9 protein-coding genes are annotated in these 13,817 nt (G+C 61.4%); 8 read left to right on the forward strand and 1 reads right to left on the reverse strand.

Annotated features, from left to right (window positions below; genetic code table 11):
* Nucleotides 1–10 precede the first annotated feature (10 nt).
* The 8 genes from ABIB44_RS11035 (at nucleotide 11) to ABIB44_RS11070 (ending at nucleotide 11,520) form a co-directional block, all read left to right on the forward strand.
* Nucleotides 11–595 (forward strand): cytochrome c oxidase subunit 3, encoded by a 585-nt coding sequence (locus ABIB44_RS11035; protein ID WP_354584717.1) that lies wholly within the window; start codon nucleotides 11–13, stop codon nucleotides 593–595.
* Nucleotides 596–616: 21 nt separating this feature from the next.
* On the forward strand, nucleotides 617–1,390 hold the full coding sequence (locus ABIB44_RS11040) for a cytochrome c oxidase subunit 3 (RefSeq protein ID WP_354584718.1): 774 nt from the start codon (nucleotides 617–619) through the stop codon (nucleotides 1,388–1,390).
* A gap of 87 nt (nucleotides 1,391–1,477) precedes the next feature.
* The gene (locus ABIB44_RS11045) at nucleotides 1,478–1,822 is read left to right on the forward strand and encodes a cytochrome C oxidase subunit IV family protein (protein WP_354584719.1); all 345 of its coding nucleotides are present in this window, start codon (nucleotides 1,478–1,480) and stop codon (nucleotides 1,820–1,822) included.
* Between the two features lie 3 nt (nucleotides 1,823–1,825).
* Nucleotides 1,826–2,500, forward strand: a complete 675-nt coding sequence (locus ABIB44_RS11050) for a hypothetical protein (RefSeq protein WP_354584720.1) — start codon at nucleotides 1,826–1,828, stop codon at nucleotides 2,498–2,500.
* A complete protein-coding gene (locus ABIB44_RS11055; RefSeq protein WP_354584721.1) occupies nucleotides 2,484–3,059 on the forward strand; it encodes a DUF420 domain-containing protein in 576 nt (191 codons plus the stop codon). The genes ABIB44_RS11050 and ABIB44_RS11055 overlap by 17 nt, the downstream gene beginning before the upstream one ends.
* Before the next feature lie 40 nt (nucleotides 3,060–3,099).
* Nucleotides 3,100–3,354 carry a CAMCR motif-containing small membrane protein gene (locus tag ABIB44_RS11060; protein ID WP_354584722.1) on the forward strand — a complete coding sequence of 85 codons (255 nt, stop codon included), beginning with the start codon at nucleotides 3,100–3,102 and terminating at the stop codon, nucleotides 3,352–3,354.
* 318 nt (nucleotides 3,355–3,672) lie between these two features.
* Nucleotides 3,673–7,572: a sensor histidine kinase gene (locus ABIB44_RS11065; RefSeq protein WP_354584723.1), complete on the forward strand. Its 3,900-nt coding sequence runs from the start codon at nucleotides 3,673–3,675 to the stop codon at nucleotides 7,570–7,572.
* Nucleotides 7,573–7,647: 75 nt separating this feature from the next.
* The gene (locus ABIB44_RS11070) at nucleotides 7,648–11,520 is read left to right on the forward strand and encodes a DUF8818 domain-containing protein (protein ID WP_354584724.1); all 3,873 of its coding nucleotides are present in this window, start codon (nucleotides 7,648–7,650) and stop codon (nucleotides 11,518–11,520) included.
* Between the two features lie 182 nt (nucleotides 11,521–11,702).
* Here ABIB44_RS11070 and ABIB44_RS11075 read toward each other — a convergent pair whose 3' ends face one another.
* Nucleotides 11,703–13,205, reverse strand: coding sequence for a hypothetical protein (locus ABIB44_RS11075; RefSeq protein ID WP_354584725.1), 1,503 nt, complete (start codon nucleotides 13,203–13,205; stop codon nucleotides 11,703–11,705).
* Nucleotides 13,206–13,817 lie beyond the last annotated feature (612 nt).

Raw genomic sequence — 13,817 nt, forward strand, 5'->3', positions numbered from 1 at the left:
AATAAACAGTATGACTCCTGATATTTTAGCCGGCAAGGAAACCGGGTTGGGCTGGCACCCGAAGCGCGTGCTACTCATTCTGCTCATCTTCAGTATCGTAATGATGTTTGCGGCCTTCACCAGCGGCTACATCGTACGCCGCGACGAGGGTAACTGGCGCGAATTCGACCTGCCGGCTTCGCTGCTTATCAACTCCATTCTCATTGCCCTCAGCAGTGCCAGCATGCAGTGGGCCTATTTCTCGGCCCGCAAAGACGAAATCAACCGCGTGAAAACCGGGATGATTATCACGCTGGTGCTGGGCTTGGCCTTTTTGGTGGGGCAGTACTACAGCTTTGGCGATTTGGTAGCCGGCAACACGTATTTCGGTGGTGCCGATGCCAATCCCTCCGGCTCGTTCGTATACGTGCTCATGGGGGTGCACGCTTTTCACCTCATTACCGGCCTTGTTTTTCTGGCCGTAGTGTTGAAGAGGACGCTTAATTATCAGGTGCATTCGCGTGCTTTGCTCTCTATTGGCAACGCCACGCTGTACTGGCACTTCTTGGGCGGCCTTTGGCTGTACCTGTATTTGTTCTTACTTTTGAATCATTAATTAGACGTTACGCTGTCCGCTATGTCCCAACCGACCACTTTGCAGCCGCCTGCTGCTGCCACTACCCTCGACGCTCCTCGCACCGGCAACTGGGATGGTGGCAACGAACCTTTCAAAGCGAGCTACGGCAAGCTGATGATGTGGTTTTTCCTGCTTTCTGACGCCTTCACCTTCGCCGCCTTCCTCACCACTTATGGCATGATTCGCCATAAGCACGAGGTATTTACCGGTGAAGCCAAAGATTTTGTCTTTAGCACGCGTTGGTGGCCCATTCCGGACCACGTATTTAATGCCTTCCCCGGCATGGGCGAAACCAACGTTCCCCTGGGATTTGTGGCTTTGATGACCATGATTCTGATTCTGAGCTCGGTAACCATGGTGCTGGCCGTAGAGGCCGGCCACCGCATGGACAAAGCCGACGTGCAGAAATGGTTGCTCTGGACCATCCTGTTTGGTTCGACCTTCCTCGCCAGCCAGGCCTGGGAGTGGGGCCACTTCATCAACGGCCACGCCGAGCCGACCATCATGGCTGACGGTACCAAATTCTTCGGTGCCAACCTGCACATGAACCAGTACGGCCCCGTGCTCTTCGCCGACCTGTTTTTCTTCATCACCGGTTTCCACGGCACGCACGTATTCTCGGGCGTATGCCTACTGGTGTGGTGCTTTATTGCCACCACCAACGGCACCTTCCAAAAGCGGGGCCACTACGAGATGATTGAGAAAATCGGCCTTTACTGGCACTTCGTAGACCTGGTGTGGGTGTTCGTGTTCACCTTCTTCTACCTCGTTTAAAAAAGTGTTGAATGCTGAATGTTGAGTGCTGAGATTTTAAGCTGGCCAACATTCGACCCTCAACTCTCAACACTCAAAAATTAAAAAATGGATTCTCACGCAACCACCGAGCACACGCTCGCCCCCGGCGAAATCGCCAAACCCAATACCGCCTGGATTTGGCGCGTTTTCGGCATTCTGGTGGCCATCACGGCTATTGAGTTCGTGTTCGTGTTCTTGATGCATCCGAGCACGCTGCGCAACAGCATTTTTATCGGCCTCACCATTCTCAAGGCGTTCTTCATCGTAGCCGAGTTTATGCACCTGAAGCACGAAACCAAAGGCCTTATCTGGACCATTATGGTGCCGGTGACGCTGCTGGTCTGGCTGCTGGTAGCCCTTATTACGGAGGGCTCGTTTATGGGCGAAGTCTTGCAAAACATGTTCAAATAGCGAATGCGGCCCCGCCAAACTCTTTTGCTGGGGCTGCTGCTATTGTTGCCGGTACTGGCCTTTTTATTCCTGTTTCGCTTCGGTGCCAACCGTTACGCGCTGCCTACTTACCTGCCCGACCGTGTGGATTCCACTCAGGTTGGCGGGGAGTGGCAGCGCGATACTGTTTTCCACCAACTTGCGCCGTTCCAACTGTCTGCCTCAACCGGGCGGATAGTGAGCAGCCAGGAACTAGGGCAGGGTATGTACATCGCGCAGTTTTTTGCCGACGACGCAGCTAGCCCCAAAGTAGCTCGCCAGCTGCTACGCGTACAGGAAAAATTCCGGCACGAGCCCCGCGTAAAGCTGGTAACGTTCGTGCTCAACCGCGACGCCGGCAATACCAGGAGTCTTGCGGAGCTAGCCGAGCAGTACGGCACGATTGCCGGCAAGTGGTTTTTCCTCGCCGGTTCCGCCGATACGCTGCAACGACTCACCCAGCGCGAGTTCCGGCTCCCCGCCGACCCCAAGCGCCTGCCTGGAGCCGTATACACGGCTAACATCCCGGCCGGCCGGCTGTTATTGGTCGACAATCAGCGCCGCGTGCGCGGTATCTATGACGGTGCCGACGGGCGTGAAATCGACCGCTTACTCACGGAGGTAACCGTGCAGCTCTACGACTATGAACACCCCCACTGAACAACTGCACCCGCCGGTACTAGCCCCCGGCGACTACACGCGTTACAAAGTCATTCTCGGTACGCTGGGAGCGGTAGTGCCGCTGCTGGTGGCCGTGCTGTTTTACTACAAAGGCGTTTTCAAAATTCCGGGTGCTGATTCTTACCTCAAGTCGCTGCCAGCTCTCAACGCGGTGTTGAACTCGCTGACGGCGGTAGCGCTGCTGGTAGGCTTCTATTTTATCCGGCAAAAAAACGTGCTGGCTCACCGTGCGTCCATGGGTACCGCTTTCGCGCTCGGCGGTCTGTTTCTGATTTCTTACGTCGCCTACCACTCACAGGTAGACAGCACGCATTTTGGCGGAGTTGGGGCAGTACGGGGGATATACTTCTTCCTGTTGCTCACGCACATCAGTCTGGCCGTAGTCACGGTTGGGCTGGTACTGTTCACGCTGTATTTTGCCCTTACCGGGCAATACACCAAGCACAAGGCTATTGCACGCTGGACGTTTCCGGTGTGGCTTTATGTTTCGGTAACGGGCGTAATCGTATATTTTATGATTTCGCCGTATTACACCTGATGTTGAGAAACTTTGCCATCCTAGTGGTGTTATTCTAATTATGAAAAAGACCTTTTTTACTGCCGTTTTCGCCCTGCTATTTGGCCTGCTGCTGAGTCTCGCGCCATTGGCCGCGCAGGCCCAATGCTCGATGTGTAAGTCGCAGGTGGAAGCCGCCCGGCAAGAACGTGACGACTACGATGTGGCCGGCCTGAACAAGGGCATCATCTACATCATGACCGTGCCTTATATCCTGATGGGAGCAGTAGGCTATTTTTGGTACCGCCGTACGCACCCGAAGAAGGCCACCGCTTAGTGGCCGTGCCCTCCACGGCGCTGGCGTTATTGGAACTGCGTTGCTCGCGTTGCCACAATGGTAAGGTGTCTACGCATTTGGCTTGGAGCTTTAAGTATCCACTTGCCGGCCGAATGCCCGGTATTTATGACGCTAGCCCGTAGCTGGTTGCCTTATTTTGAAATGCTGCTCTCGGGCAGCATTTTTTATTGGGCTTGGATTTTGCGAGGCTACAAGCGCGCGGCTGCCAAGTGTATGGTAGCGTGGTTGTCGTGCTTACTGGCTTTCTTTGGGTGGGCTCTATGGTTTCGCCCTATTTCTGACCTGACAACCGCTTTCTTGCGCGCTCCCTTTCGCCTATCGTCGGCTCTACTTTCGGCACCCACGCGGCAGCGCCTGCCGTGGCTGCTGCTGCTGGCGGCGGCACTGTGCTTTGGGGGTGGCTACTTGGCCAGTCGCTACGGGCAAGCCCCCGGCGTGGTGCAGCGCACCGATGTGGCCCACCTGCAGGAGTTGGTGCACCTGGCCGAAGCCACCGCCCGCCGCGAGGCCAATACCGTTGCCACGCAGCTGCAGCGCGGCCCCTACAGCTTTCAGGCGCTAATTAGCGAGACCACCTACCCAACCTGCGTGCTGGAAAACGGTGTGCTCCGCTACTGGTCCGACGCCACGCTGCGGCCCGAAACGGAAACGGCCCCGACCATATCGGAGCGGCTGATTGAAACGCCGGTGGGCCATTTTGTGCAGTTGAGGCGGTCGGCCGGCCGGTTTCTGATATTAATGTATCTGCCGCTGGAACGCCATTACGGCATCAGCAACCGCTATTTGCGGGAGGGCGGCGAGCAGGCATTATTTCGAGGGCTCGAACTGGAAGTTGTGGCGGATAACGCCGCCAAGGGACTGGCGCAGTTTGAGGCGGCCGATGGGCATTATCTGTTCTCCATCCGGCGGCTGCAGCCCAACCCGCTCACGGGCCAATACGTGCCGCTGGCGCTGCTGGCCCTGGGTAGCATACTATATGCGGCGGCCTGGCTGGTGCTGGCGCGGCGCTGGTGGCGTGGTGGCCGCGCCGGCCGGGCAATGGCCGCGCTGGTGCTGCCGCTGCTGCTGCTGCGGGCGGTGCTGCTATTTCTGGGGCTGCCATACTCTTTCATTGAGTTACCGCTGTTCGACCCACGCGTGTATGCGGCGGCCTGGTGGGCCCCCTCGCTCGGCGACCTGCTGCTGAATGCGCTGCTGGCGCTGCTGGTAGCGGTGGGGGCCGTGGCTCTGTGGCGGCGCTACAATGTGCCAGACCGGTTGCCAGCCTCGGCCGAAACGCGCGGGCAGCTGATTGCGGCGGCAGTGATAAGCACTGCTTTCGCCGGCTGGCTGGGACTCTTGTTCGGCTACTACACTACCGCCTTTGGCAGTGCGCAGCTGAGCCTCGATGTGAGCCGCAACGTGCAGCCCAGCGGCTTTTGGGTAGTGCTGGGGCTAGCCGTGCTGCTGCACACCGCCGCGTGGCTGACGGGCTTATTTGGTCTGACGCAGGTGGCTGGCCGGGTACTGCGCCACGTACCGCGCCAGGTGCTGCTGTGGGGTCCGCTGGCGGTAGCGCTGCCGGTGCTGGGGCTGGGGTTGGTGCTGGGCGAGCCGTGGCTGCTGCTGCCAGGCGTGCTGCTATTATTTGCGGCGCTGGTGCGGGCCGTGAACCTGCGGGCAACGCCCGGGCCGGGCAGCTACCAAGCGGCGGTGCTGGTGGTGTTGCTGCTGGCCCTCACCTCGGCCACGGGCGCACTGGCGCTCTATGCCCACTTCGAGAAGCAGCTGCTGGTAGACAAGCAGCGCCTGGCCGGCAACCTGCTCATCGACAACGATTTTCAGGGGGAATATCTGTTGAGTGAGCAGATGCGCAAAATTGCGACCGACCCCTTCGTGCGACGGGCGCTAACGGCGGCTTTCGTTAACCCCGACGCGGTGCGCGAGCGTATTGCCCGGCAGTACCTGAGCGACTATTTCGACAAATACGAGAGCAACATCACGCTCTACGATGCGCCCGGCGATGCCGTGGGCGCAGCTTCGGGCACGCCTAACCTGCTGTTGGCGCGCGTTTTCACGGCGCGCACGGCCACGGCTACCGGCCAGGCGGGGGTGTTTCTGGTGCAGTCGGACAACCCGTTTGGCTCGCGGCGCTACGTGGCTTATATCACCGTGCCCGGGCAGCGGGTGAACGGCATTGGCCTGCCGCTGGGCGCGGTGCGCGTGGAATTGACCCTGAAAAAGCTGACTTCGTACAGTGTGCTGCCCGAATTGCTGGTCGACCAGAAATTCTTCGAGCCCGGCTTGGCCACCGAGCTGAGCTACGCCGGCTACAACCACGGGCAGTTGGTGTACAGCGAGGGTGATTTCGACTATGCCAACCGCTTGCCTGCCGACCTGCTCACCGACCCGCGCCTTTACGCCACCGGCCTTGCCCGCAAGGGCTACCAGCACTTCGCGCTGCGTGGCTCGCTCGACCGCACGGTGGTAGTGACCACGGCTACCTACTCGGTGGGCGACTGGCTGGCCAACTTCTCGTTTCAGTTTTTGCTGTCGGCGGGTTTTTGGCTGCTGCTGGGCGCGGCCGGCGTACTGGTGCGCGACCGGGCCCTGCCACGCCTCAACTTCAGCACCCGTATTCAGCTGCTATTGAACGTGGGCATTGTGGTGCCGCTGCTGGTGGTGAGCCTGGCCACGGCCAGCCAGCTTATTTCCTCGTACAAGCGCGACCTGGCCCGTACCTACGAGCGGCGCGGGCAACTGGCGCTGGAAAGCCTGCGCCGGCAGCGCCACCTGCTGTCCGACAGCACGGCCCGGCCCACGCTGGCGGCGCTGGCGAAGAACGTGGCGGCCCTCACCGAAACCGACCTCAACCTGTACGATGCCCACGGCGAGCTGCTCTCCAGCAGCCAGCCGCTGATTTTTGATGCCGGGCTGCTCGGGCCCCTGCTGAACCCGCATGCTATGGTGGCCCTGCGCGAGCAAAACCGGCCCCGTGCCCTGCTCACGGAGCGGGCCGGCTCGCTCTCGTTCAACTCGCTGTACCTTCCGGTGCGGGCCGGCGCGGGCGAAACCGTAGTGGCCGACCTGGCAGGCCACTCGCTGGGCCGGCCGGGCACGAACAAGAAAAAGGAGGCCAAATACAAGGTGAACTCGCCATTTGATGATGACGACGGGTCGTCGGCCGACGAAATGGCCATGCCCACCGGCCCTATATTAGGCTATGTGGGAATTCCGTTTTTTGACTCGGAAAAAGCCCTGAATACCAAGCTGACGGAGCTGTTCACGACAATACTGAACATCTTCACGCTGATGTTTTTGATTTTCCTGGGGCTGGCTTACGTGGCGGCGCGGCAGCTCACGGCCCCGCTCACGCTCATCACCGAAAAGTTGACGCGAACCACGCTGACGGGCGAAAACGAGCTGCTCGACTACCGCAGCTCCGACGACGAGATTGGTCTGCTGGTGCGCGAGTACAACGCCATGCTCACCAAGCTGGAGGCCAGCAAGCGCGAGCTGGCCGCCCAGGAAAAAGAGGCGGCCTGGCGCGAGATGGCCCGGCAGGTAGCCCACGAAATCAAGAACCCGCTCACGCCGATGAAGCTGAGCCTGCAGTTTCTGCAGAAAGCCATTGCCGAGCGCCGGCCCAACTCGGAAGAGCTGATTGGCCGCATCTCCCAAACGCTCATCACCCAGATTGACGTGCTGAGCGACATCGCCACCAGCTTCAGCACGTTCACCAACCTGCCGGCCATGCGCCCCGAGCGGCTCGACGTGGCCGAGATTCTGCGGCGCTGCGCCGGCCTGCACCAGCCCGATACCGACGATGGCGCGCTCGACCTGCACCTGCCGGCCGATGCCGAAACCGGTCGCTACATCGTGTACGCCGACGAAAACCTGCTGGTGCGCACCTTCAACAACCTGCTGATAAACGCCCGCCAAGCCGTGCCCGAAGGCCGCGCCCCGCACATCGACATTTCGCTGGGGTATGTGGGCGCGGGCAGCGTGCGCGTGGCCATCCGCGACAACGGCGCGGGCATATCGGACGACGTGCGCGAAAAAGTATTCGTGCCCAACTTCACCACCAAGGAAACCGGCTCGGGCATCGGGCTGGCCGTAGCCAAGCGTGGCATCGAGAGCGCCGGCGGCAAAATCTGGTTCGAGACGCGGGTGGGGGAGGGAACCGACTTTTTTATCGAGCTGCCGCTGGCCGGATAATGTCGCGGCCGGGCCTTGGCCACGGCACGAAACTACCTGCCCCCGGCGTTACCCGCCAAACCCGACCTTTACCGCATGATTCGTCGCTTACGTCTGTGCTTCCCCCTCGTGGGCCTGCTCGTGGTGGCGTTGTTGTTGGAGAGGGGAGAAGTGCGGGCGCAGGTACGCCCGGCAAAAACCGGCGAAGCGCCGCCGCCCAGTACCCGCCGCTGCCGCTGGGTACAGCTGGCTCCGGGGCGCGATACTACCAGCTTCGTGCTGACGGATTCGCTGACCATCGTGCCGTCGTCGGTGCGGGTCGTACCCGGTAGGGCCAACGGGCGTGGGCTGGACTACGACGGCCGCACCGAGCGCTACCGCTACGTGCGGCCCGCCCTACCGGGTACGGCCCCGCGCGACAGCAGCAGCGCCGGGCGGCCCGATTCGCTGCTGGTGTGCTACCGGGTGCTGCCGCTGCGCCTCACGGCGGCCCGGTTCCGGCGGCCGCGCAGCCTGATGGACAGCATTGGATTTCGGCAGAGTTCGATGCGGATGGAGGATTTCTCGGTGAAGGAGCAGATTCTCAACACACCGGGTATCAGCAAAACGGGTAATCTGTCGCGCGGGCTGAGCTTTGGCAACACCCAGAACGTGTTCGTGAACTCGGCCCTGAACCTGCAGCTGGAAGGCCAGCTGGCCGAGAACATTCACCTCACGGCCGCGATTTCGGACCAGAACGTGCCGTTTCAGCCCGAGGGCAACACCCAGCAGCTCCAGCAGTTCGACAAAATCTACCTCACCCTCACCAACCCCATCTGGAACCTGACGGCCGGCGACGTGGTGTTGCGCAACAAGCCCGACTACTTCCTGCGCTATTACAAAAACATCCAGGGCGCGGCCGCTGAGGCCAATTTCGGGCCGCCCATCGTGGGCTTGGCGGGCTACGGCGCGACTCAGGGCGTGGCCAACGCCACTTTCCTAAACGGCGTGGCCGGGCAGGTGCCGGGCGGCGGCATTGCCGGTCCCTCGCCGGCCACGCTCAACCCGCCTGCCATCAGCCAGCCCCAGCTCACGGACCCCAACCGGCAGGTGCCCGGCGTGGCCCCGCCGCTGCCGCTGGGCGACCAGGCCCCGCTGGCCGGCAGTACCGTGACGAGCAGCGGCGTGCGCAAGGGCTTGGTTTGGCGCTCCTCGACGGCCGTGGCGGGCGGGGTGGCCAAGGGCAAGTTCGCTAGCCTCGACGTGCCGCCGATTGAGAACGTACAGGGGCCGTACCGCCTCAGCGGGCCCAATGGTGAGCAGTTCATCATCGTGCTGGCCAATTCGGAAAAGGTGTACCTCGACGGCCGCCTGCAAACCCGGGGCTTCGATGCCGACTACACCATCGACTACAACCTGGCCGAGGTCACGTTTACGCCGCGCCACCTCATCACGCGCAATTCGCGCATCAAAATTGATTTTGAGTATTCTGACCTCAACTATTCGCGTTCGCTGGTGGCCGCCAGCCATTACCAGCAGCTGGGCCGCCTGAGTGTGCACGGCAACTTCTACCAGGAAGCCGACAATCCCAACAACGCCCTCAACCTGAACCTGAACGATACCACGGTGCTGCGGCAGCTGCGCCGCGCCGGCAACGTGGCCGTGGCCCAGGTGGCGGGCGGCGACTCGGTAGCCTACGCGCGCACCCAGGTGCTGTACCGCCGCGACCCGGCCACGGGCCAGTTTAGTCGGGCCGTGGGGGCCGATACGCTGGGCGGCGTGTATTCGGTGCGCTTTACGGACGTGGGGCAGGGCAACGGCGACTATATTCTCTCGACCGACGTGGCCGACCAGACCAGCAACGGCCGGGTGTATAAGTACGTGGCCCCGGTGGCCGGCGTGCGCCTGGGCCGCTACCTGCCCGTGCGCCGCATCCCGACGCCGCTGCTGAAGCAGCTGGCCACCGTGGGCGTGAGTTTGCAGGTTGACAGCAGCACAACGGTGTTTGTGGACGCGGCCCGTTCGCGGCTCGACCGCAACCGCTTTTCGCCGGTGAGCGACCAGGACGGGGCTTTCCGGGTGGGCTACGTGGTGCAGGACCGCCGCCTGCCCGCCGCGCTGGCCGCCGGGGTGCTGCGCGGCTACCGCCTGCGCTCGACCATGGACTACGAGTACACCGGCAAGCGCTTCGCGCCGATTGACCGCTACCGCGACATCGAATTCGACCGCAACTGGAGCAACGTGAGCAACACGGCCAACGTGGGCGCGGCCGCCGTGGCCCGGGAGGACAATATTTTCAACTTCAGCGTGGGGGCCAGCCGCGACCTGAACAACAATGTGAATTACCGCCTGAGCCGCCGCTTCCGGCCCGGCGAGGTGAACGGCGTGCAGCACTGGCTCGACGCGGCCCAGCAGGTGGGCAATTTGCAGATGCGCGGCTCGCTGTTTCTGCTGAACTCGCAGGCCGGGCGCTTCACCTCCAGCTGGGCGCGGGGCGAGGCCACGGGGCGCTACGTGGGTGGTCGCATCGTGCCCGGCTACGCCTACCGCTTCGATAAAAACCTGGTGAGCTCGACCCGCACCGACACCATCCGCTCGGCCAACTACTTTGATGAGCACGACGTGTTCATCCAAAGCCGCGACTCGGCCCGCACCCAGTTTCGCCTCGACTATACCTACCGGCGCGACCAGACCCCCAACCGCGAGCAAACCGCCCTGCAACGGCGCGGCACTGCCCAAACCTGGCAGGGTACGTTGGCCTCGCGGCTGGGCAAAAACCAGGACGTGCGCGTGCTGGGCACCTACCGCGACCTCGACTCGCTGGGTCTGGCCCGCAACCGCACCGTGCTCGGGCAGCTATTCTACAACGTGGGGCTGCTGCAAAACCAGGTGCGCTCGGAGCTGAACTACAGCATCGCCACCGGCCGCGAGCTCAAGCGCGACTACTCTTTTCTGGCCGTGCCCGCTGGCCAGGGCACCCACTATTGGAACGACCTCAATGGCAACAAGCTACAGGAAAAAGACGAATTCTTCGAGGCCCAAACGCCCGACGCGCAGTTTCGCACTTTCATCAAAGTATACCTGCCCACCAACGACTACATCACGGCCTACACCAACCGGCTGGCCTACCGCCTTACCACGGCGGCCCCGCGGGGCTGGCGCGACGCTGGCGGCTGGCGCGCGGTGGCCTCGCGCTTCGCTACGCTCACCAGTATTACCGTCGACCGCCGCACGACGGACCCGGCCGTGCTCAAGCGCCTCAGCCCGTTGAGCTTCGACAAGGAGGATGCCCAGCTGCTGGCTTTCAACCAGCTGTTCCGCAACACGCTGTATTTCAACCGCTCGAATCCCATTTTTGGGGCGGAGCTCACCTTCCAGCAAACCCAGCAGAAAACCCAGCTCGTGCAGGGTTTCGACCTGCGCAACCTCAGCACCCAGAGCCTGCTGCTGCGCCGCACGCTGGCCACCACGTTCACGGGTCGTCTCACGGCCGCGCGCGACATCCGCGAGGCCACTAGCAGCTACCTCGCCTCGCGCAACTACCGCCTGCTGATTTACACCGTGCAGCCCGAAATCAGCTATCAACCCACGCCCGCCCTGCGCCTGACGGGCACCTACGCCCACACCCAGAAGCAAAATACCCTTGCCACCCTGCCCACGCGGCCCACGCCCACGCCCGCCGAAACCACCCCCGGCATTTTCGATGACCTCGGCCTCGAAGCCCGCCTGAGCCAGGTGAGCAAACGCACTGTGTCGGCCGCCACGCACTACACCCGGGTGCAGTTCGACGTGGAGCCCGCCGCCCTCAACTCGGTCGTCGCCATCGAAATCCTCAATGCCCTGCGCCCCGGCAGCAACTTCACCTGGAACCTGAACGTGGAGCAGCGCCTGAGCAACGGCCTCAACATCACGCTGGCCTACGATGGCCGCAAGGCCAGCGGCCTCAACACCGTGCACACCGGCCGCATGCAGGTGGCCGTGCTGTTTTAGCTGTGCAATTCTATCAGTAGAACGTCCTGCTCATCTTGCGTCCGCGCAGTCCAAGCATCTCTCCCGCGCAAGTAATCCTTTCGATTGGAGTACGGCCACCCGCGAGATGCTTCGCCTGCGCGGACGCTAGATGAGCAGGACGTTCATACGTTTTCTGATTCTCCGGGCTAAACGCCCACCACTCACCCCTTTACCGGGCGTAGCTGCAACTGCAGCAGTACCAGCTCCCACAGGTGCTCGTAGGGTATGATTTCAACCTCGGCAAAGGCATTGCCGGGCAGGGGGGTGCTGGTCAGCATTTCCAACGTTGGCTGGCCGCGCTTGCGGGCCTTCGCGGGGTCGAAGCCCGTGTCGGCCAGGCCGCGCAGCAGGCGCAGAAACAGCCGGCTGCGCTTGGCTTGGTCGCCGAGCAGGTGCCGTTGCTGGTACTTGCGCAGGCGCTCCAGCCGCACCAGGGCTTCGTCGAAGTTTTGTTGGCGTAGGTGATGCAGCAGTTGCAACACCAGGATGGCCACATTCTGGCCGCTTTTGTCGCGGCTGTGCTCCGGCAGTAGCAGCGCCCATCTGGCGGCCGACGGCGGAGCCCCCGGCGCGGTGGGCAGGGCCACAAAATCGACGTAGCCCCGATACAAGTCCCAGTGCTCCAGGGCCGCCGGGCGCAGCTTGGCTCCGGCGGGGTTTTGCGCCACCAGCAGTAGCAGCTGCTGCGCATAGCTGTATTTTTTGCCGTGGAGAGCTAGCAGCAGGTGATACTCCTGAAACAAAAACCAGTTGCTCGATGTGCAGGCAAAGTGTTGAATGCCCGTCTGGGCCAAGCGCAGGCCTTTCTCGGGCTGCCGGCCCCGCAGATAGGCCACAATGCTCATGAAGGTGTTGTAGCGCAGGTCGAAACGCCGGGCATTGAGCTTGCCTTGGCTCATTTGCCGGGCGGCGGCCCCCGTCAGGCGCATTAGCTCGGTGAAGTTGCCCAGCAACTCTTCGTGGGCAATTCGTAGCCGGTACTGGAAAGAAAAGGTATTGTATGAGTTGGCCCGCCGATGCAGGACCTCCAGCTGCTTCAAAATCTCGGGTATCTGCGGTAGCAGGGTGCGGCGGGCCTTCACCGTCCCGGCCAACGCAAGCGAACTACTGGTGTAAAGGCGCTCCGCTTCGTCCTCCAACTGCTGCACGGCTAGTTGCTGTTGCAGCAGTCGGTCCATTTGCTGGTAAGCCGCGGGCTTGTTCAAGTGCGCGTAAATGGTGCAGAGCTGGCGGGCGCTCTGCACGGCGTAGGCCGTGAACTCGCCGGCCTGGGCTTCCGTTAGGCAGCGGCGCAGCAGGCGTTGGCTTAGCACGTAGTCGCCCTCGGTGTACAGAGCGATGCCCTTGTGTAACAAATCCAGGCACGCCATCTGGTAGCGGCGCGATACCAGGCTGAGCGGGTCGCTGTGGTCGAGAAAGTAGAGGTGGTTGAGCAGCTTGGCCTGCACGCGGCTTTTCAGACGCTTCAGGGCCACGAGGTTGGCGCTGGTGGCTTGGCCGTACAGGGCCTTGGCAGTTTGCAACGGCGTGAGGGCCGTTCCCGTTAGCAACAGGCCTACCAACTGGCTTTCCCGACTATCGGGAGCTTGGTCCAAATCGATAATCGGGAGCGCCGTCTGCCGCCGCGAGGTCACAATTTGTGCCAGCGTTAATATGTCATTCATGCCGAAAAGCCGGTTGTATCATTATCGGGCCGTACGTAAAGCGGCCGCGTCCAAGTGACTTGGGTTAGGTAGCCGCCGGCAGTACAGCTACGGAGAAGGAATGTCCTCAAAAAAGCCTTTATTCATTCCTGTAAAAGGCGAATAAAGGCCGAATATCGCTAGTAAACGCCGTTGATGGAGACTAATCACTGATTTTAGAGCCATTAAATGTGCTTCAGCTGCTGTCCTCAAAATAGCCAAAACTTCCTTTTTATTTGGCGTAAGGAGGTCTAAATTTGTAAAAATATTCTGATAGTCAGTTAATTAACTAGCTTAGTGTACTGCTGTTTCTTGTATTCAATATAATTTCTTATTGCTCAGAATAGTCGTCGATTAGCAGGCTTACCCCAGCCAATGCCGGCAACAGCGGCCCAACGATTTGGCCGCTACCCCCAGTACCTACCTTTTTTCTGCCTTTCCGTTCGTTTGTCCTTCTCTTCCGCATGAGGGCGGCGGACTGCTACTCCAGTCCGCCGCCTGCCTTGTCCATCTACCAATAGCCAGCAAACGATGGGTCCGCTCAGCGGCCCCCACCTGCGGCGAAACAAGCGTCTATCCGCGCTTATCGGACAA

This window comes from Hymenobacter sp. UYCo722, from assembly GCF_040547115.1.
GTDB lineage: Bacteria > Bacteroidota > Bacteroidia > Cytophagales > Hymenobacteraceae > Hymenobacter.